Source organism: Paractinoplanes polyasparticus (genome assembly GCF_019710575.1).
Classification (GTDB): Bacteria; Actinomycetota; Actinomycetes; order Mycobacteriales; family Micromonosporaceae; genus Actinoplanes; species Actinoplanes polyasparticus.
In genome coordinates, this window is the sequence record NZ_JAHWFK010000013.1 from 1 (window position 1) to 17,704 (window position 17,704).

Genomic DNA, 17,704 nt, shown 5'->3' on the forward strand with positions numbered 1-17,704 from the left:
GCCTCGGGCTCATCGGCGTCAGAGCCTCGGGCTCATCGGCGTCAGAGCCTCGGGCTCATCGGCGTCAGAGCCTCGGGCTCATCGGCGTCAGAGCCTCGGGTTCATCGGCGTCAGAGCCTCGGGTTCATCGGCGTCAGAGCCTCGGGTTCATCGGCGTCAGAGCTTTGGCTCGGCCGGTGCTACCGCCGCGGCGAGTCCTCGCCGGCCGGGCCGAAGCCGGGGCGGTCGTCGGGAATCTTCTCGGTGCGCTCGTCGCCGGTGGGCGCGGTGTTCGGCACCACCTGGGTGGGCTCGGAGAACGCCGGCGCCGCGGACGGCGGGGCCGGCGGGCCCGAAGCGGGGAACGCCTGGGCCGCGGGCGGGGCAGACGCGGGGATGGGCATGGCCGACTGGTTCCAGGTCGGCGGCTGCTGCGGGTGGCTCTGGGGCGGCTGACCGTAGGGCTGGCCGTACGGCTGGCCGAACTGCTGCGCGCCCGGCTGGGCGCCCGGCTGCGGCATTCCCGGCGGAGGCGTTCCGGGCGGCGGGTAGCCGCCGGGAGCGTAGCCCGGCTGGCCCTGCGGCGGCGGACCGTAGCCCGGCTGGCCCGGGTAAGTGCCCGGCTGGCCGTACGCCGGCTGGCCGTAAACGCCGGGCGGCGCCTTGGGCTTGGCCACGTGGAACAGGCCCTGCCAGAGCCGGAACACCGCGTACGCGGCCACTGCGAACACCCCGAGCCAGGCCGCCCGCACCAGAAGCTCTTCGAACGCGATCCGCGCGCCGTTGTTGCTCGCGTGGTTGATAAGGCCGATGAGCAGGCCGAACAGCACACCGAAGAAAGCCATCACGGCGTACTCGACCAGCGCCACGAGCGTGATCAGCCGGGCCTTCGGATGCAGCGGCGGCACGAGCAGCGCCAGCAGCACCGCCGCCAGCGGCATGAACACCGTCGCGGTGTTCACGAAGCCGTAGAAGCTGTCCTGCGTGCGGTAGCCGAACTGGTTCTCACCGTCCGGGATCAGCCGGATCACGGCCACGAAGAGCAACAGGGCGGGGGCGCCGACGAGCGCGTAGGCCGCGAGGTCGCGCAGCGGGCGGAGGAACTGGCCGGCCGATCTGCCCTCGCCCGGCGTGGGCTGCGGTTGGCTGGTCACGGAATTCTCCAAGACGAAGTCGGGTGCGGGAGGCTCAGGGTAGTCCGGCCCCGCACGCTGCATCGATACCCACCGGAAAGTTCCGTCATACCCGTGCGGGAGGATACGGGCATGCGGATCGTGGTCCTTTCCGGTGGCATCGGCGGCGCCAAGTTTCTCGTCGGCGTGCGCGCGCAGGCTCGTGCCCTCGGCGCCGAGGTGACCGCGGTGGTCAATGTCGGCGACGACGTCCGCATGCACGGCCTCCAGATCTGCCCCGACCTCGACAGCGTCATGTACACGCTGGGCGGCGCCCACGACCCGGGGCGCGGCTGGGGCCGGGTCGGCGAGTCCTGGGTGGTCAAGGAGGAACTGGCCGCCTACGGCGCCGAGCCGTCGTGGTTCGGCCTGGGCGACAAGGACACGGCCACCCATCTCGTACGCACCCAGATGCTGGCCGCGGGCTATCCGCTCTCCGCGGTGACAGCCGCCCTGTGCGCCCGCTGGCAGCCCGGCATCACCATGCTGCCCGCTACCGACAACCGCCTCGAGACCCACGTGGTGGTCGACGTCGAGGGCGAGCGCAAGGCCATCCACTTCCAGGAATGGTGGGTCCGCTACCGCGGCGAGGTCCCGACCCACCGCTTCGTCTTCGTCGGCGCCGAGGCGGCCAAGCCGGCCCCCGGCGTCCTCGAGGCGATCGCCGCGGCCGATGTGGTGCTGGTCGCCCCGAGCAACCCGGTAGTGAGCATCGCGCCGATCCTGGCCGTGGCCGACGTGCGCGACGCCGTGGCCACCGGCTCGGCCCCCGTCATCGGGGTGTCCCCCATCATCGGCGACGCCCCGATCCGCGGCATGGCCGACAAGTGCCTGGCCACGGTCGACGTCGCGGTCACGGCGGCCGGGGTCGGCGCGCTCTACGGCCCTCGTTCCGCCGGCGGCATCCTCGACGGCTGGCTGGTCGACTCGTCCGACGCCGCCACCGAGGTGCCCGGCGTCCCCACCCGGGCTGTCCCGCTGTGGATGTCCTCCGAAGAGGCCACCGCCCAGATGGTCAAGGACGCCCTCTCCCTCGCGGGCGTCGCGAGCCCGGGGTCGCAACCGACGTGATCAGCGCTACTCGGGGGCGGTGTCGCGTCGGCCGCGGCGGGCGGGCAAGCTGAACGAAACATCTCACCGCCGAGGGGGCGACCGTGGTGACGGACGGGTTGGAGATCCTGCCGGTGCGCGGGATCGGCGAGATCGTGGCCGGCGACGAGCTGGCCGACGTCATCACCGCTGCCGCGCCCTGGCTGGCCGACGGCGATGTCCTGGTGGTGACCAGCAAGATCGTGTCCAAGGCCGAGGGCCGGCTGGTCGAGGTGCCCGTCGACGGCCCCGAACGTGACCGGGCGCGAGCGGCCGCCCTCGAGTCCGAGACGGCCCGTGTGGTTGCCCGCCGCGGCCCCACGACGATCGTGCAGACCCATCACGGCTTCGTGATGGCGGCCGCCGGCATCGACGCCTCCAACGTCGACAAGTCCCACCTCGTCCTGCTGCCGGCCGATCCCGACGAGTCGGCCCGGCGCCTGCGCGACGACCTGGTGAAGCGCGGCCTCGACGTCGGCGTCATCATCTCCGACACGATGGGCCGGGCCTGGCGCAACGGCCTCACCGATGTGGCCCTGGGCGCCGCCGGCATCGAGCCGATCCGTGACTACCGCGGCGAGACCGACCCGTACGGCAACGAGCTCGAGATCACCCAGATGGCCGTCATCGACGAGCTGGCCGCGGCCGGCGAGCTGGTCAAGGGCAAGGTCGACCAGACGCCGGTGGCTGTTGTCCGCGGCTACCCCCGCTCCGGCATCCGGGACGCGGCCGACGCCTCGGTGCTGCTGCGCGACGCCGCCTCCGACATGTTCAGCCTCGGCACCACCGAGGCGCGCGCCGACGGCCTGCGCCGGGCCGCCCTGCTGCCCGACGGACCCGAAGCGGCGTTGCCCGGCCTACCGGTCGACCCGGACGCAGTCGACCGGGCCGCCGCCGCGGTGGCCGACCACCTCTCCCGCGCTACAACGGTGGCTCCGGCCGAGGTGATCCCCGGCAGCGGCGCAACCGCCGCCCTGCACCTGGGCACACTCGACAAGACGCCCATCGGCTTCATGCGCCTGGGCGCCGACGCGCACCGCCTGCGAGCCGCCCTGGCCGCCGAGTCCATCGTGACGCTGTCCCTCCCCCACGAGGACGGCGTCCGCCTGGAGCTCTCCGCCTCCTGACCTCCGCATCGACGGCTCCGCGGCGCCTTCTTGGCGAGCCGGGCGACGCGTTCAGCTGAGCCGGGCCAGCGCGGGAGCGATCTGGCGGACGGTGCCGGAGGCCAGCGGGGCCGGCAGAGTGTCGGGCGCGAACCAGCCGAGGTCCGCGGACTCGTCGCTGATCTGCTCCTGAGCGCCGGCCGGAGCGCGGAGCAGGAACCGTACGTCGAAGTGGACCGATGGCTCGGCGGGCAGGCCGTCGGCCGGGCCGCAGCGCACCTCGTGGATGTCGACGTCGATCGGCTCCGGGTCGAGCAGCAGACCGGTGATGCCCGATTCCTCGGTCGCCTCGCGCAGCGCGGCCGCGGCCAGGCTCGAGTCGCTCGCCTCACAGTGTCCGCCGAGCTGCATCCACTTGCCCAGGCGGCCGTGCAGGCAGAGCAGCACCCGGCCCTCGTCGTCCACGACCAGGGCGCTGGCCGTCACGTGACCGCGACGATGCGCCCGGGTCATGGCGACCGGACCGTCGTCCAGCAGCTCGAGGGTGCGCTGACGTCCCCGCTCGGCCTCGTCGGAGGTCGCCGCCCACGCGTTCAGCCGCCGCATCGCGTCGGCGTGCAGGTCTTCGATGCTCACGGCTCAGATGTAACCGTGCTCGCCGAGCTCCTTGAGCTCGTCCACCAGGTGCTTGACCTCTTGCGCCCGCTCGCGCGGGATCACCAGCACGGCGTCCGGCGTGTCGACGATCACCAGATCCCGTACGCCCATGGCCGCGACCAGACGACCCTCGGTCGGCACCACCACGAGGCCCTCCGTGTCGCGCAGCAGCACGCCGGACTTCTGCGAGATGTCGCGTCCGACGATCACGTTGCCCGACGGGTCGGCCGCCAGCACCGCGCCCAGCGTGTGGAAGTCGCCGACGTCGTTCCAGCCGAAGTCGCCCCGAACCGTCCCGACCCGGCCGACCGCGGCCGCGCCCTCCATCACCGCGTAGTCCACCGAGATGCGCGGCAGCGTCGGCCAGACCTCGCCCAGCACCTCTTCGCGCTCCGGCGACTCCCAGGCCGCCGCGATGCGCGACACCCCGGCCGCGAGCTGCGGCTGCTGGCGCGACAACTCGGCCAGGAACGCGTCCGCCCGCCAGACGAACATGCCCGCGTTCCACAGGTAGTTGCCGGACTTCACGTAGCCCTCGGCCACGTCGTACGTCGGCTTCTCCTTGAATTCCTCGACCGCGAGCACCGGCCCGTCGCCGGTCTCGCCGCCGCACTGGAGGTAGCCGTAGCCCGTCTCGGGCCGGGTCGGGGTGATGCCCAGCGTCATCAGCAGCCCCTTGCGGGCGCCGGCCATCGCCTGCTGGATGACCTCGGTGAAGCGTTCCTTGTCGGCGATCAGGTGGTCCGAGGCGAACGATCCCATGATCGCCTCGGGGTCACGCCGGGCGATGACCGCCGCGGCCAGCGCGATCGCCGCGCAGGAATCCCGGGGCGAGGGCTCCACGAGGACGTTCGCCTCAGGGATGGTGTCGAGCTGCCGCGAGACCGCCGCCGCGTGGGCGACCCCGGTGACCACGAACACGCGGTCCATGGGGGCCAGCAGGTCGAGACGGGACACTGTGGCCTGGAGCAGGGACGCCTCGGTGCCCGTCAGCGGGTGCAGAAACTTGGGGTGACCGGCTCGGGACAGCGGCCAGAGGCGGGTTCCGGTGCCGCCTGCAAGAACAACGCCGTACAGTCCGTCGAGTTGATCGCTCATGCGCACAGAGTGTAAAGGTCAGGGGGTCGCTACCCGTTTCCAGGTTGTGACGTGTACCTCCGCGCTGGACGCCCAGGTGAACTCTTTCGCACGGTCGAACCCCGCCTTGGCCAACGTGAGGCGGCGCGGCTCGTCGTGCAGCAGGTCGGCCAGGTCGGTCGCGATGCGGTCGGGGTCTTCGGTGGTGTACGCCACCGCGTCGCCGCCCACCTCGGGCAGGGACAGCCGCGGCGTGGTGAGCACCGGCGTCGCACAGGCCATGGCCTCGAGGATCGGCAGGCCGAAGCCCTCACCGAAGGACGGGTAGCAGGCCACGAGTGCGCCGCCGAGGAAGCCCGGCAGGTCGGCGTACCGGAGGTAGCCCGGGCGGAGCAGGCGCAGGTGGGACGGCACCTCGGCCACGGCACGGTCGATCTCGTCGTCGTGGCCCTGGCCGCCGGCCAGCACCAGCGCCGGCGGGCGCGGCCAGTCGGCGACCGCGCGGGCCCAGCCCCGGATCAGGTTGGGCACGTTCTTGCGCGGCTCCTTGGCCCCGAGGAAAGCGACGTAGCCCGCGTCGTTGAGGCCGAGCCGGGCGCGTACGCGGGCCTTCTCCTCCTCGGTGGGCGCGTGGAAGGCCGCCTGGTCGACGCCGTGATAGGCCACGTCGATGTGGGTCGGGTCGGCGTCGAGGAGCCGGATCAGCTCGTCGCGGGTGGCCTTGCTGGGCACGATGACCCGGGCCGCGCGGCGCAGCGACGTCTTGATCGCGCTGCGGAAGAACGTGCGCTTCGTGTTGTCGTAGTGCTCGGGCTCGGTGAAGAACGTCGCGTCGTGCACGGTCACCGTCACGGGGCAACCGGCGCGCAGCGGGCACGTGTAGAACGGCGAGTGCAGCACCTGGGCGCCGACCTGCTGAGCGAGCAGGGGCAGACCAGTCTGCTCCCACGCCAGCCGGGCGGGCCGGTGGGCGACGGCGGCCGGGCCGGCGATCACCTCGGCGCGGTTGTCGAGCAGGCGGCTGTAACGCTCCGCATCCGACCGCTGAGCCACAACGGCTAGATCGACCCTGTCCGGGTCGATCCGCCCGAGGGCGCCGAGCAAGCCGTCGACGTATCTGCCGACTCCTCCTCGGTCTGCGGGGACGCTGGTGGCGTCGACGAGCACTCGCGGGGGGCGACCGGCGGTCACGAGGCAACTCCCAAAGAGGTTGTAATTCAGACCACTGGCAAGCGTACGCCCGGAATGCATCAGGCAGGTGACCGCGACACCGCCGTGTCCGCCTCGTTTCCCGGTTCTCATCGCCCGCTCAGGGATGACTACGCACAGTCACCCCATCGGTGCCACCAGGACGGAACTATCGTGTTACCGGTGCAGAACACAATCCCGCAGGTGCTGGCGGCCGCCGTCCGCCGCGACCCGGCAAGCCCCCTGCTGACTTTTTATGACGACGCCGGCGGCGATCGCACCGAGCTCTCCGGCGCGACGCTCGACAACTGGGTCTCCAAGACAGCGAATTTGCTGGTGGACGGCTTGGGCCTGAGCAACGGCGACACCGTCGCGGTGACCATGCCGGCGCACTGGCAGACCGCCGCGATCCTCCTGGGCGTCGTTTCGGCCGGCGTCGAGGCCGAGACGACCGATCCGGCGTCCGCCGACGCCCTCTTCACGACCCCGGATCAGAGCACAACGACAAAAGCCTCAGACCGCTACGCGACCGGTTTGCTGCCTTTCGCGATGCCCCTCCGCGAGCTGCCCACCGGCTTCGCCGACTTCGTCCTGGAGGTGCGCCAGTTCGGCGACTACTTCCCCGGCGCGCCCGTCACGGAGGCCGACCCGGCCCTCAACGGCCGCACCCACGCCGAAACCCTGGCCGCCGCCACCAGCCGCGCCGCCGAGCTCGATCTCACTGCGGGCAGCCGGGTGCTGTTCGACGCCACCACCCACCCCGACCCGATCGACTGGCTGCTGGCGCCCCTGGTCGCCGGCGCCTCAATCGTCCTCTGCGCCCACCTCGACCGCACGAAGCTCGACGCCCGCGCCGGCTCGGAAAAGGTCACCCTGGTGGTTGCCTAACCGCGTTTGCGGGCCAGGTCCTCGAAGGCGAGCAGGGATTCCGGGTTGGCCAGGGCGCCCTTCGCGGCGGCTGATTCGACCGGGGTGCCGGTCAGGATGCGTTTGACCGGGACTTCGAGTTTCTTGGCGGACAGGGTGCGGGGGACGGCTCGTACGGCGTGGATCTCGTCGGGGATGTGGCGGGGGGAAAGCGACGCGCGCAGCTCGGTGGCTATCCGCTTGCGCAGGGAGTCGTCGAGGTCCACGCCGTCGGTCAGCACCACGAAGAGCAGCAGCTCGCCGTTGGGGTTGTCGTCCTGCTCCAGGTGGACCACCACCGAGTCGACGATCTCGGGCAGGCTCTCGACCACCGAGTAGAACTCCGAGGTGCCCAGCCGGACGCCGCCGCGGTTGAGGGTGGCGTCGGAGCGTCCGGTGATGACGCAGGAGCCGTCGGTGGCGATGGTGATCCAGTCGCCGTGGCGCCAGACGCCGGGGAAGTAGTCGAAGTAGGCCTCGCGGTAGCGCTTGCCGTCGGGATCGTTCCAGAAGCTGACCGGCATGCTGGGCATGGGCGCGGTGATGACCAGCTCGCCGAGCTCGTCGACCACCGGGTGACCGGCGGGGTCGTACGCCTCGACCCGGGCGCCCAGGGCCCGGCAGGCGATCCTGCCTTCGACCACGGGGAGCAGGGGCACCGCACCGACGAAGCCGGTGCAGACATCCGTACCGCCGGAAAGCGATTGCAGTTGCAGGCGCGTGCCCACCGCCTCGTAGACCCAGTCGAAACCCTCCGGCGGCAGCGGCGCGCCGGTCGAGCCGATGCCCCTGAGCCCGTCTTTCCGCGGGGTGAGGCCGGCCTTGCGGCAGGCCATGAGGAAGGGCGCGGACGTGCCGAAATAGGTGATGCCGGCTTCGTCGACCAGATCCCAGAGGACCGACATGTCCGGGTACGCGGGGTTGCCGTCGAACATGACGATCGCGGCGCCGACGGCGGGACCGCTGGCCAGGAAGTTCCACATCATCCAGCCGGTGGTGGTGAACCAGAAGAACCGGTCACCGGGGCCCAGGTCGTGGTGCAGGGCGAGCATCTTGAGGTGTTCGAGCAGGATGCCGCCGTGACCGTGGACGATCGGCTTGGGCAGGCCGGTGGTCCCCGAGCTGTAGAGCACGTAAAGCGGATGGTCGAACGGCACCTTCTCGTACGCCATCGGGTCGTCGCCACCGAGCTCGTGGAACGTGTCGCGGGCGGGATCGAGGTAGCCGATGGTGACGACGTGCCGCAGCGACGGGAGCGCCGCGGTGACGGCCGCGACCTCCTCGCGCCGGTCGACGGCCTTGTCGCCGTAGCGGTAGCCGTCGACGGCCACGAGCAGCGCCGGCTCGATCTGTTGCCAGCGGTCGATCACACTGCGTACGCCGAATTCGGGCGCGCACGACGAGAAGACGGCGCCGAGGCTGGCGGTGGCGAGCATCAGCACGTACGTCTCGGGGATGTTGGGCGCGTAGGCCGCCACCCGGTCGCCGCGGCCGATGCCGTGCGCCAGCAGGCCGGCGCGGACATTGCGGACCTGCTCACGAAGCTGGGCCGCGGTCAGGGTGATCGGCGCACGGGTCTGGCTGTGGGCGAGCACGACCGGCTCGTCGTCGGTCAGCCCGGGCATGCGCAGGACGTGCTCGGCGTAGTTGACGGTCGCGCCGGGGAACCACTTCGCCCCCGGCATCCCGGCGCCCCCGGGCAGCACACCCGTCGGCGGGTCGTGGGCGATGACCTCGAAGTGGTCCCAGATCGACTGCCAGAACGCGGGCAGGTCGTCGACCGACCACTGCCAGAGCGCCGCGTAGTCCGCGAACTCCAGGCCGCGCGACCGCTGCAGCCACGACAGATATTGCCCGATCCGGGACGTCTGCCGGACGTCGGCCGGCGGCTCCCACAACACTGCGCCCGTCATGCCCACACCTTAACGTTCATTCAGCCTTCTCCCCCTCGGCCCGGGCCCGCTGGATCGCGGCCCGGCGGGCCAGGCGATGCTCCCGCCGGATCAGAGCTTCGCGGAAGCGGCGCTCGTCCTCAACGCTCTCCGGCAACACAGGCGGGACGTTGCGCGGGTGACCGGACACATCGACGGCCACGAAGACGAGATAGGCGGTGGCGACGGTCACCGGCTCGTTGGGCACGACGTCCCAGCGCTCGGCGACCACCTTGACACCCACCTCCATCGAGCTGGAGCCCGTCCAGTTCACCTGGGCGTAGGCGTGCACCAGATCGCCGACCCGCACCGGCTCGACGAAGACGATCTCGTCGATCGCCGCGGTGACGGCCGTGCCGCCGCTGTGCCGGGCCGCCGAGGCGCCGGCCACGTCGTCGACGAACTTCATCAGGACACCGCCGTGCACGGTCCCGTACAGATTGACGTCTATCGCTGTCATGATGCGGCTCAGAGTGACCCGGGAATGACTCGTGGGACGGCCGGGGAGCTGCTCATTCATGCGGCGTACGTTACGTCGTCCTTCCGCCCGGTTGCCCGGCGACGGTACGGTGCGACGGCAGTCGGGATTCGGGGAGAGAAAGCGTGCGCCACTTCAGGTCGATCTTGTATGCCCTCGTGCTGGCACCGGCGGTGTGGGTGCTCGCGGGCGTGGGTTTCACACATGATCTGACCGCCCGGGGGCAGGACGACTTCGCCGTCGAGTCGGTGGCCGGTCTGCTGCTGCTCGTGCTCGCCGGGGCCGCGTACGCCATCCTGCTGTTCGCCCCGATCTCGCCGGCCGGGCCGTTCCTCGGCGGGCTGGCTTACCTGGGCGTCTCGGCGTGGGCCCTGGCCGCGCCGGAATCGTACGCGGCAGTGTGGCCGGAATCCGTGGCCAAGGACGGCTTCGATCTCAGCCGGCCGGGCTACGGGCTGGCTGCGCTGCTCGCGCTTCCGCTGATCTGTACGGCTCTGAGCGCGCGACGGTGGGCCCGGTACGAGCCGCCGGTGCTGCCGCTGATCGGGCAGCTGGGGCGCGCGCGGGGCCAGGTGGCGATGCCGCCCGCAGCATCGACCCGGCATCTGAACGAGGACGACCCGAGCAAGGTGATGCGGCTGCCGATGATGGCGCCCGCCTCCGACGACACGACAACCGTGCTGGCCGGCGGCCGTCCTGCCTTCGATCCCGACGCCACCACGGTCCTGCCGTCGTCCACCGCTTCGGGTACGGCGATGGGCGAGCCCGCCTCGGCCGGGACGGCGCTCCCTGCCGCGACGCCTTCCGCCACGACTCCTTCCGCCGCGACGCCTTTCCCGGACGGGAGAACGGCCGAAAACGCGCCGGCCCGGCCGGAGGAGAAGACCGTCGAGAGCGCGGCGATCCCGGCCGACGCCGAGGATGAGCGGACTGCCTTGCTCACGGCCGTCGACGAGAAGACGGCCTCGGTCGCCTCCTCGGATCCGGCTGACTTCAGGGACTCCTCGGACTCCGCCGATGAGCACACAACTGCGCTGACAGCGGTGGGCGCGACCGGCGGTAGTGCGGTTGCCGGCAATCCGGTCGAACGGGACGCGGCGACGCCAGGGACAGTTTCCGGAGACTCCACGGTTTCGCCGGTCGCTGACGGCGCAGCTGAGAGCGCGAGCGTTGCGGCCGCAGCTGCCACGGACGATTCTGTTGCGGCGGCTCGGGGCGAGGACGCTGTCGACAAGGCGGTTGCGGCGCTGGCGGCCGAGGAGCCGTTCAAGATCGGCGAAGTCGTTGATGTGGCGCCCGAGGATGAGGCGACCATCGCGGTGCTGACTCTGCGGCAGGAACGGCAGACAGCGGTTGTGGTCTCGTGGGATGAGGCTGCGACTGTGGCGGCGCTGCACAACGGGCAGGCGTCCACCCGCCGAGCCACGGTTGCTGCGCCGCCGGCGCAGCCGAAAGCCGTCGCAACACCCTCGTTGGAACCAGAAGCCGCCGCAGCACCGCCGACCGGACCAGCGGCCGCCGCTGACCCGCCGGTGGAACCAGAAACCGCTCCAGCACCGCCGATCGAACCAGTCGCCCTTGCCACACCGCCGATCGAACCAGAGATTGGTGCTGAGCCGTTGGGGGAACCGGACGCCGCTGAAGCATCGGTGGTGGGGTCGGACGCCGTTGCGGCGTCGGAAGTCAAGGATGGCGAAGCGGCCGAGCCCGTCGAACTCGGCAGCGGACCAGCCGGCGCGGCGGTGACGGCGGCTGAGGAAGGGGCCGTTGAGGTTCCGGTCGACGGCGGTGTTGTTGCTGCTCGGGTCGGGAGCGAGTCGACCGCTCCAAGCGATGACCTCGACGTCGCGGTGGTGGCGGATGGCGCCGCTGGCCCGGCCGGGCCCGAGAACTCCGGGAACCGTGACACAGCCGCCCACGATGAGCGTGCGACAGAGATCATCGAGGAACGGGGCTCGACGGCTGCAACCGAGATGGCGACGCATGCCGATGCCGACTCGGACTCGGACTCCGACTCCGACTCCGACTCCGACTCCGACTCCGACTCCGACTCCGACTCCGACGAGTTTGCCGATCTGTTTGTTGTCGGGCGCGCCAAGCCGGCTCCGAACACGCGCGCTGTGCCGCCGGAGCTGGAGGAGACCCGGTCGCTCGAAGCGCCGGATCCGGATCGAACCCGGGCGATCAACCTGGGCGAGCTGACCACGAAGCTTCAGGTCACTCCGGCCGGGGGCGACGAAGTCGAGGCGGTCAACGAGCCGGTGCGGGCACGGGCGACGGTAGCCGCGCCCGAACCGACCGGGCCGGACCTCTCCGGGGTCGAGGTCACCCGGTCACTCAGCGCGCCCGACCCGGACCGGGCCCGCACCATCAAGGTGTTCACCTCGGCTGACGAACCGCCTGCCGCTGACGTGGCGACAGCCCAGTCGCTCAACGCGCCCGACTCCGGAACGGCACAAACAACCCCCGCCGTACCGGAGGAAGGCGCCGGACACGACACGACTCACACCATCTCCGTCGTCTCGTCCGACGATGCGGAGATCACGCGGCCCCTCAACGCGCCCGACCCCGACCGCACACAGACCATCGCGCTCAGCCAGACCAACCACACAACACACACCGCCGCCGGCGACTCAACCGACGACGCGGAAACCACCCAGTCCCTCAACGCGCCCGACCCCGACCGCACGCAGACCATCGCGGTCAGCCCGACCGGCGACAGTTTCGACGACGCGGAAACCACCCGGTCCCTCAACGCGCCGGATCCGGACCGCACACAGACCATCACGGTCATCCCGACCGACCACGCAACACCTACCGCCGCCGGCAGCACATCCGACGATGGGGAAACGACCCGGTCGCTGAGCGCGCCCGACCCGGAACGCACACAGAGAATCGTCGTCGTTTCGTCCGACGACACGGCTGCTGCGGTCGGTGGGACGGCGCACGGCGAGGAGACGACGCGGTCGCTCAGTGCGCCCGACCCGGATCGGACGCAGGCCATCACTGTGGTCGACGGAGCGGTCACCCAGCCCCTGGATGCGCCGGACCCGGAGCGTACGCATCTGGTGAAGGTCGCCGAGTTGGCGGCGCCGCTGCATCTGCTGCCGCCGGTACTGCCGGCCGACCTCGCTGCTCATCCGGGGCGGGCATCGGGGCAGAACACCGCGGCTGTCAGCCACACCGGGGACATCGGCGGGGACGAGACGCAGGTGATCCGGTTCGGTCCGGATGGTACGCAGAGTGCGCGGACGGGAACCGTCGAGCCGCCGGGCGAGCGTACGGAGATCGTGCGGCTCGCGGCCAAGGGCAAGGCCACGGTGCCCGGGCGGGCCGGAGGGCGAGCCGACGCCGAGGATCCGTCCGGCCGCGTCACGCCGCCGGACGGGGCCGGGACGGCGACCGAGGAGCGGGGGCTGACCGTGATGAGCATGGAGCGGCCGCCCGAGGACGAGCCGGCGATCCCCGCCCAGCGCGAGCCGAGCTGAGAGTCATTCGTTCGAGTCGTACAAATGATCGAAGAATGTAGTATCATCCTCGCATGTCCACGGACGACGTGCCTCTGAGCAAGCGGCAACGGCAGATCCACTCGATGATCCGTGAGTGGATCGACCAGCACGGTTATCCACCGACCATCCGCGAGATCGGGGCCGCCGTCGGGCTCGAGTCGCCCTCGTCCGTGGCCCACCAGCTCAAGGTGCTCGAAGAGCGGGGCTACATCCGGCGCGGGGCCCGCGGCTCGCGCGCGATCGACGTACGCACTCCGGGCGAGCAGGCCAATGTGCCCGTTCCCGTCCTGGGCACGATTGCCGCCGGCACGCCGATTCTTGCCGACGAGCACGTCGACGAAGAGCTCAATCTGCCGTTGAGCCTGGTCGGCCACGGCACGCTGTTCGCCCTGAAGGTCAAGGGTGACTCGATGATCGAGGCGGCCATCTGCGACGGCGACACCGTCGTGGTGCGCCAGCAGCAGGTCGCCGACAACGGCGACATCGTGGCGGCGATGATCGACGGCGAGGCCACCGTCAAGGTCTTCCAGCGCACCGGCGGCCACATCGAGCTGGTGCCCCGCAACGCGGCTTACGACGTCATCCCGGGCGACGACGCCGTCATCCTCGGCAAGGTGGTCACCGTCCTGCGCCGAGTCTGACCAGGCGAGGCGGTGACCGTTCCGCGCCGGACCCGACCGGGCATGCCGGTCACTGTTCTCCGCCAGGTCCGGCCCGGGGCAAGCCGGTCACCGTTCTCCACCGGGTCCAACCCGAGCAAGCCGGTCACCGTTCTCCACCGGGTCCAACCCGAGCAAGCCGGTCACCGTTCTCCACCGGGTCCGACCCGGCACAGTGGAGGGTTGCCGCGCCGGGCGGAAATGCGCTCGGGCCGCATCGTGGCGATGCGGCCCGAGTACCGGGGTGGTTCAGGCGCGGGATCGAGAGCATGGACGGAACTCTCGAACCCGCTACCTGTCATGCCGGAAGGCTCACGCCGTGACGGTTCGGGGCGTCACGGCTGCTGAACTCTCCAGCGGCTGACACTGAGGTCAGCGACCGTGACCGCCGAACCCGCCGTGACCGCCGTGACCGCCGTGACCGCCGAACGGGCCGTGGCCGTGGCCGCCGCCACGCCAGTTCTGCTCGACCTCGAGGGCCCACAGGCCACGCTTGAAGCCGAAGCGGACCCGGTCGCAGTCGTAGTCGTCCCAGCGGTCACGCCACTCGCCGATGCGGCCGACCCGCTCGCAGGCGCTCCGCGTGCGGAAGTAGCCGGCGACCCGGTCCCGGTCACCGTGCTTCTGGACCTTCGTCGTGGTCGCGGGCTTGGCGGCCGGCGCGTCCGCGCTGCCCGCGGCGAGCGCCGGGCCGGCGCCGATCGTCGCGCCCGCCATCAGGCCCAGGCCCAGCATGGTGAACATCCGAGCAGTCTTGCTCATCTCAACCTCCAAGTGGTTCCTGCCTTACGCCACAGATCGTGGCATATCGGACGCAAAGGACACGGAGAGGCTCATACGTACTTTCGGCTGATCTTGCCTGACCGTTTGTGCTGCCGGTCACACCGTCCGCGAGCCCCCTGAAGCGTCACCGCTCGCGTTGTGGAGACGGCGGCGTAGCGCGGGGAATTTGGAGCAGCGCGAGAAATAAGAGCGGCTACGCGGCGCGGATGCGGCTACACCGCACGGAACGGCTACCGGCCACGGAAGCGGAGCGGCGCGAGGGCGCGACGGCTCAGCAGCTCAGCGACGCGACGGCGCGACGGCTCAGCCGCTCAGCGACGCGACGGCGCGACGGCTCAGCCGCTCAGCGGCTCAGCAACTCAGCGGCGCAACGCCTCAGCCGCTCAGCGGCTCAGCAACTCAGCGGCTCAGCAACTCAGCGGCGCAACGGCTCAGGCGGCCAGCGCGGTGGCCAGGGCAGTGATGAAGTCGCTCAGAACTTCGGAGTCGGGGGCGTGGTCGGGGTTGATCTCGGTGAGGACGACGGCGGCCAGGCGTGGACTGCGGGCGAAGATCGACACGCTGGTCATCGCCTCGTGCAGGGAGAGGCCGATCGGCTCGCCGCCGGAGTCGGGGACGTCGGCGATCGGCATGGCGGCGAAGCGCAGCACGTCCACGTCGAAGTGCAGGACGAAGGATTCGCCCGCGGACTCGGCCGCGGCCAGCGCCTTCGCGGCGGCCGCGTGGGCGTCGCGGTGCACGTCGAGCGCCGAGATGCGGGTGATGGCCAGCTCTTCCAGCAGGTCGCGTTCGACGTCCGGGCCCTCCGCGGGCAGAGCGTCCCCATAGGACACCACGCGGTCGGGCGTGAGCGGCGGGCCGACGGCGGCGACCTCAGGCAGGTGGCCGGGCAGTCGCAGCAGGTGGGCCACACCCATCGCGTCCAGGTTGCCGTTGGACCTGGTCCCGGGCGTGAACAGGTCGGGACCACCGTCCATGTAGAGCAGTGCCGGATCCCGCGCCGCCTGGGCGAACCCGGCCATCACGCCGACGGTGATGCTGCAGTCGCCGCCCACTACCAACGGCGTACGCCCCTCGCCGAGAACGGCCGCCACGGCCGCCGCCACATCGTCGGCGACCGCAGCCACCGCCGCGGCGTTCTGGCCGTTCTGCCGCTCGGGGTCGGGACGCCAGCGGAAGCCGGGCACGTCACCGCGGTCGTCGACCTGAAGGCCGGCGGCGCGCAGATCGCTCAGCAGGCCGGCGGCCCGGACAGCGGCCGGCCCCTGCTCCAGGCCGGGCGTGTGCGCCCCGGCACTCGACGGAACTCCCAGCACGGACCATTGACGGCTCATGATCCCATCTTGGCAGGTCACGGTTCGGGATAGCGGGCCAGTCGCAGGCGCCACTGAAACAGGGCCAGGGTGCCGCCGGCGCAGATCAGCCAGGTGACCCCGGCGTGCGCCAGACCGTGCCACACCATGTCGAAGCTGCCGCCGTCCACGGCGTACGTGCCGATCTCGCGCACCGACCAGAACGGCATCAGCTTGGCGGTGAGACCCGCGGGGTCGGCCAGCATCTGCACGGCCACGACGCTCAGCAGGGCCAAGGCGCCCTCGAGCTCGCGCGGCAGCAGGGCGCCGATCAGGCTGCCGAGCGGGGCCGCGACGACGGCCGAGACGAGCATCATCAGCGCGGCCGCGCCCAGGTGCAGCACGTCCTGATCGAGCCAGGTGAGAATCCAGTAGCCGCCGGCCAGCGCCACACCCACCCCCGTCATGGCGAGCAGCCGGCCGCCGATGATGCTGATGACCGGCGCCCCGGTCAGGCGCAGCCGCGGATCGACGCCGCGGGACGCGTTGACCACGAAGAGGGTCAGCGTCGAGATCGCCCAGCCGATGCCCAGCGCCAGCATGCGCATGGACTGGCCGGTGGCGTCGCGGCGGACGAGGTAGAACCAGAACGGCAGGGCGATCACCAGGGCCAGCGCGGCCCACCGCCGCCCGACCTCGCGGGTCGAGAGGCCGGCCACCACGAGTGTTGTCATCGCTCCCCCAGATCGAGCACGTGGTCGACGTTCTGCAGGTCGTGCAGCAGGTGGGTGACCACCACGATGGCCCGGCCGGCGTCGCGCCAGGCGAAGACCTGCTGCCAGAAGTCCACATAGGTGCCCTGGTCGAAGCCCTGGTAGGGCTCGTCGAGCAGCAGCAGATCGGGCGCGTGCAGTTCGCCCAGCACCAGGTTGAGCTTTTGCCGGGTGCCGCCGGACATCTGCTGGGCGCGCTGCTGCCGGCCCGGCCGCCAGGCGAGGCGGGTGGCCAGGTGGACGCCGGTGGACCGGGCACGCCCGGGCACCATGCCCGCCGCCGCGCCGAACAGGGTGAAGTGTTCCTCGGCGGTCAGCCAGCCGGCCGTCCCGCCGTCCTGCGGAACGAAGCCGACCCGCCGGGTGCGCTTGACCGTGCCGCCGCTGGGCCTGGTCAGCCCGGCACAGATGCGCAACAGCGTGGACTTGCCGCAGCCGTTGGCGCCGACGATGGCAGCGACCTCGCCCCCGCGCACGGTCAGGTCGACGCCGGTGAAGACGGTCTGGCGGCGATAGCGCTTGCTGACTCCGGTGAGGCTCAGCAGGATCGGGCCGGGTTCGAATTTCGTACGCGGGGAAGCCGCACCCGGCGCGCTGAGCTCAGCCACCAAATGGCGGGCGTAGAGGTGCGCGGGCCCGAAGACTTCCCCGGGCGCGTCCGCAGTCTCGGCTGCCTGCAGCGACGTTTCATCGGCGAGCCGCCGGGCCCGGGCGGGCTGCACCCCGAGGCGCAACAGCTCGGCCTCGAATGCCGAGGGCCAGTCAGTCATGGCGCACCTCGCTGGCGCTCAGCAGCGCGTCGACGCCGTCGCGGAACCGGCGCCAGTCGGCGGCCTGACCGTCGAGCAGATCCCGCCCGACGCCGGTGATCGCGTAGTACTTGCGACGCGGCCCAGCCTCGGAAGGCGCCCAGCTGGGCGTGGCGAGCCCCTGTTCCTCGAGTCGCAGCAGAGCCGGATAGAGGGTGCCGCCGGGCACATCGGCCACACCGGCCGCGGCCAGCCGTTGCGAGAGCCCGTAGCCGTAGTCGGCCCGCTCCCGCAGCATCGCCAGCAGACAGAGATCGAGAAACCCGTGCAGCCAGGGCCGTGGAGTCATGGCTAGG

General features: G+C 71.2%; 16 protein-coding genes. 5 read left to right on the plus strand and 11 right to left on the minus strand.

What is annotated here, in order from left to right:
- Positions 1–179: 179 nt before the first annotated feature.
- Positions 180–1,133, minus strand: a complete 954-nt coding sequence (locus KXC43_RS14915; RefSeq protein WP_221376659.1) for a hypothetical protein — start codon at positions 1,131–1,133, stop codon at positions 180–182.
- Positions 1,134–1,244: 111 nt separating this feature from the next.
- Between KXC43_RS14915 and cofD the strand changes: the two genes are divergently transcribed.
- Positions 1,245–2,222: a 2-phospho-L-lactate transferase gene (gene cofD, locus KXC43_RS14920; RefSeq protein ID WP_221376660.1), complete on the plus strand. Its 978-nt coding sequence runs from the start codon at positions 1,245–1,247 to the stop codon at positions 2,220–2,222.
- Positions 2,223–2,308: 86 nt separating this feature from the next.
- Positions 2,309–3,367, plus strand: a complete 1,059-nt coding sequence (locus KXC43_RS14925; RefSeq protein WP_221377080.1) for a coenzyme F420-0:L-glutamate ligase — start codon at positions 2,309–2,311, stop codon at positions 3,365–3,367.
- A 51-nt stretch (positions 3,368–3,418) separates the two neighbouring features.
- Here the strand turns inward: KXC43_RS14925 and KXC43_RS14930 are convergent, their stop codons facing one another.
- From KXC43_RS14930 to KXC43_RS14940, 3 genes are read right to left on the minus strand one after another with little or no spacing between them, the layout of a single operon-like run.
- Positions 3,419–3,952 carry an NUDIX hydrolase gene (locus KXC43_RS14930; RefSeq protein ID WP_221377081.1) on the minus strand — a complete coding sequence of 178 codons (534 nt, stop codon included), beginning with the start codon at positions 3,950–3,952 and terminating at the stop codon, positions 3,419–3,421.
- A 33-nt stretch (positions 3,953–3,985) separates the two neighbouring features.
- Positions 3,986–5,101, minus strand: coding sequence for a mannose-1-phosphate guanylyltransferase (locus KXC43_RS14935; RefSeq protein ID WP_221376661.1), 1,116 nt, complete (start codon positions 5,099–5,101; stop codon positions 3,986–3,988).
- A gap of 18 nt (positions 5,102–5,119) precedes the next feature.
- Positions 5,120–6,271, minus strand: coding sequence for a glycosyltransferase family 4 protein (locus KXC43_RS14940; protein ID WP_221376662.1), 1,152 nt, complete (start codon positions 6,269–6,271; stop codon positions 5,120–5,122).
- 180 nt (positions 6,272–6,451) lie between these two features.
- On the opposite strand from KXC43_RS14940, the gene KXC43_RS14945 reads away from it, so the two are divergent.
- Complete coding sequence (locus tag KXC43_RS14945) at positions 6,452–7,156, plus strand: TIGR03089 family protein (RefSeq protein WP_221376663.1); 705 nt, start codon at positions 6,452–6,454, stop codon at positions 7,154–7,156.
- On the opposite strand, the gene KXC43_RS14950 is transcribed toward KXC43_RS14945, so the two are convergent.
- Both KXC43_RS14950 and KXC43_RS14955 read right to left on the minus strand, forming a co-directional pair.
- Positions 7,153–9,087 carry an acetoacetate--CoA ligase gene (locus KXC43_RS14950; protein ID WP_221376664.1) on the minus strand — a complete coding sequence of 645 codons (1,935 nt, stop codon included), beginning with the start codon at positions 9,085–9,087 and terminating at the stop codon, positions 7,153–7,155. The genes KXC43_RS14945 and KXC43_RS14950 overlap by 4 nt on opposite strands.
- Before the next feature lie 16 nt (positions 9,088–9,103).
- On the minus strand, positions 9,104–9,625 hold the full coding sequence (locus tag KXC43_RS14955; protein ID WP_221376665.1) for an acyl-CoA thioesterase: 522 nt from the start codon (positions 9,623–9,625) through the stop codon (positions 9,104–9,106).
- An 83-nt stretch (positions 9,626–9,708) separates the two neighbouring features.
- Between KXC43_RS14955 and KXC43_RS14960 the strand changes: the two genes are divergently transcribed.
- Together KXC43_RS14960 and lexA are read left to right on the plus strand one after the other, a co-directional pair.
- Complete coding sequence (locus KXC43_RS14960; RefSeq protein ID WP_221376666.1) at positions 9,709–13,071, plus strand: hypothetical protein; 3,363 nt, start codon at positions 9,709–9,711, stop codon at positions 13,069–13,071.
- Between the two features lie 53 nt (positions 13,072–13,124).
- On the plus strand, positions 13,125–13,733 hold the full coding sequence (gene lexA / locus KXC43_RS14965) for a transcriptional repressor LexA (RefSeq protein ID WP_221376667.1): 609 nt from the start codon (positions 13,125–13,127) through the stop codon (positions 13,731–13,733).
- Between the two features lie 390 nt (positions 13,734–14,123).
- On the opposite strand, the gene KXC43_RS14970 is transcribed toward lexA, so the two are convergent.
- The 5 genes from KXC43_RS14970 to KXC43_RS14990 form a co-directional block, all read right to left on the minus strand.
- Complete coding sequence (locus KXC43_RS14970; RefSeq protein ID WP_221376668.1) at positions 14,124–14,513, minus strand: hypothetical protein; 390 nt, start codon at positions 14,511–14,513, stop codon at positions 14,124–14,126.
- Positions 14,514–14,965: 452 nt separating this feature from the next.
- Positions 14,966–15,868, minus strand: coding sequence for an arginase family protein (locus tag KXC43_RS14975; protein ID WP_255644117.1), 903 nt, complete (start codon positions 15,866–15,868; stop codon positions 14,966–14,968).
- 17 nt (positions 15,869–15,885) lie between these two features.
- A complete protein-coding gene (locus tag KXC43_RS14980; protein WP_221376669.1) occupies positions 15,886–16,560 on the minus strand; it encodes a hypothetical protein in 675 nt (224 codons plus the stop codon).
- Positions 16,557–17,369, minus strand: coding sequence for an ATP-binding cassette domain-containing protein (locus KXC43_RS14985; RefSeq protein ID WP_221376670.1), 813 nt, complete (start codon positions 17,367–17,369; stop codon positions 16,557–16,559). Before KXC43_RS14985 ends, KXC43_RS14980 begins: the two co-directional genes overlap by 4 nt.
- Entirely contained in the window at positions 17,362–17,697 is a 336-nt protein-coding gene (locus tag KXC43_RS14990) for a PadR family transcriptional regulator (protein WP_221376671.1), read from the minus strand. The genes KXC43_RS14985 and KXC43_RS14990 overlap by 8 nt, the downstream gene beginning before the upstream one ends.
- Between the last annotated feature and the right edge of the window lie 7 nt (positions 17,698–17,704).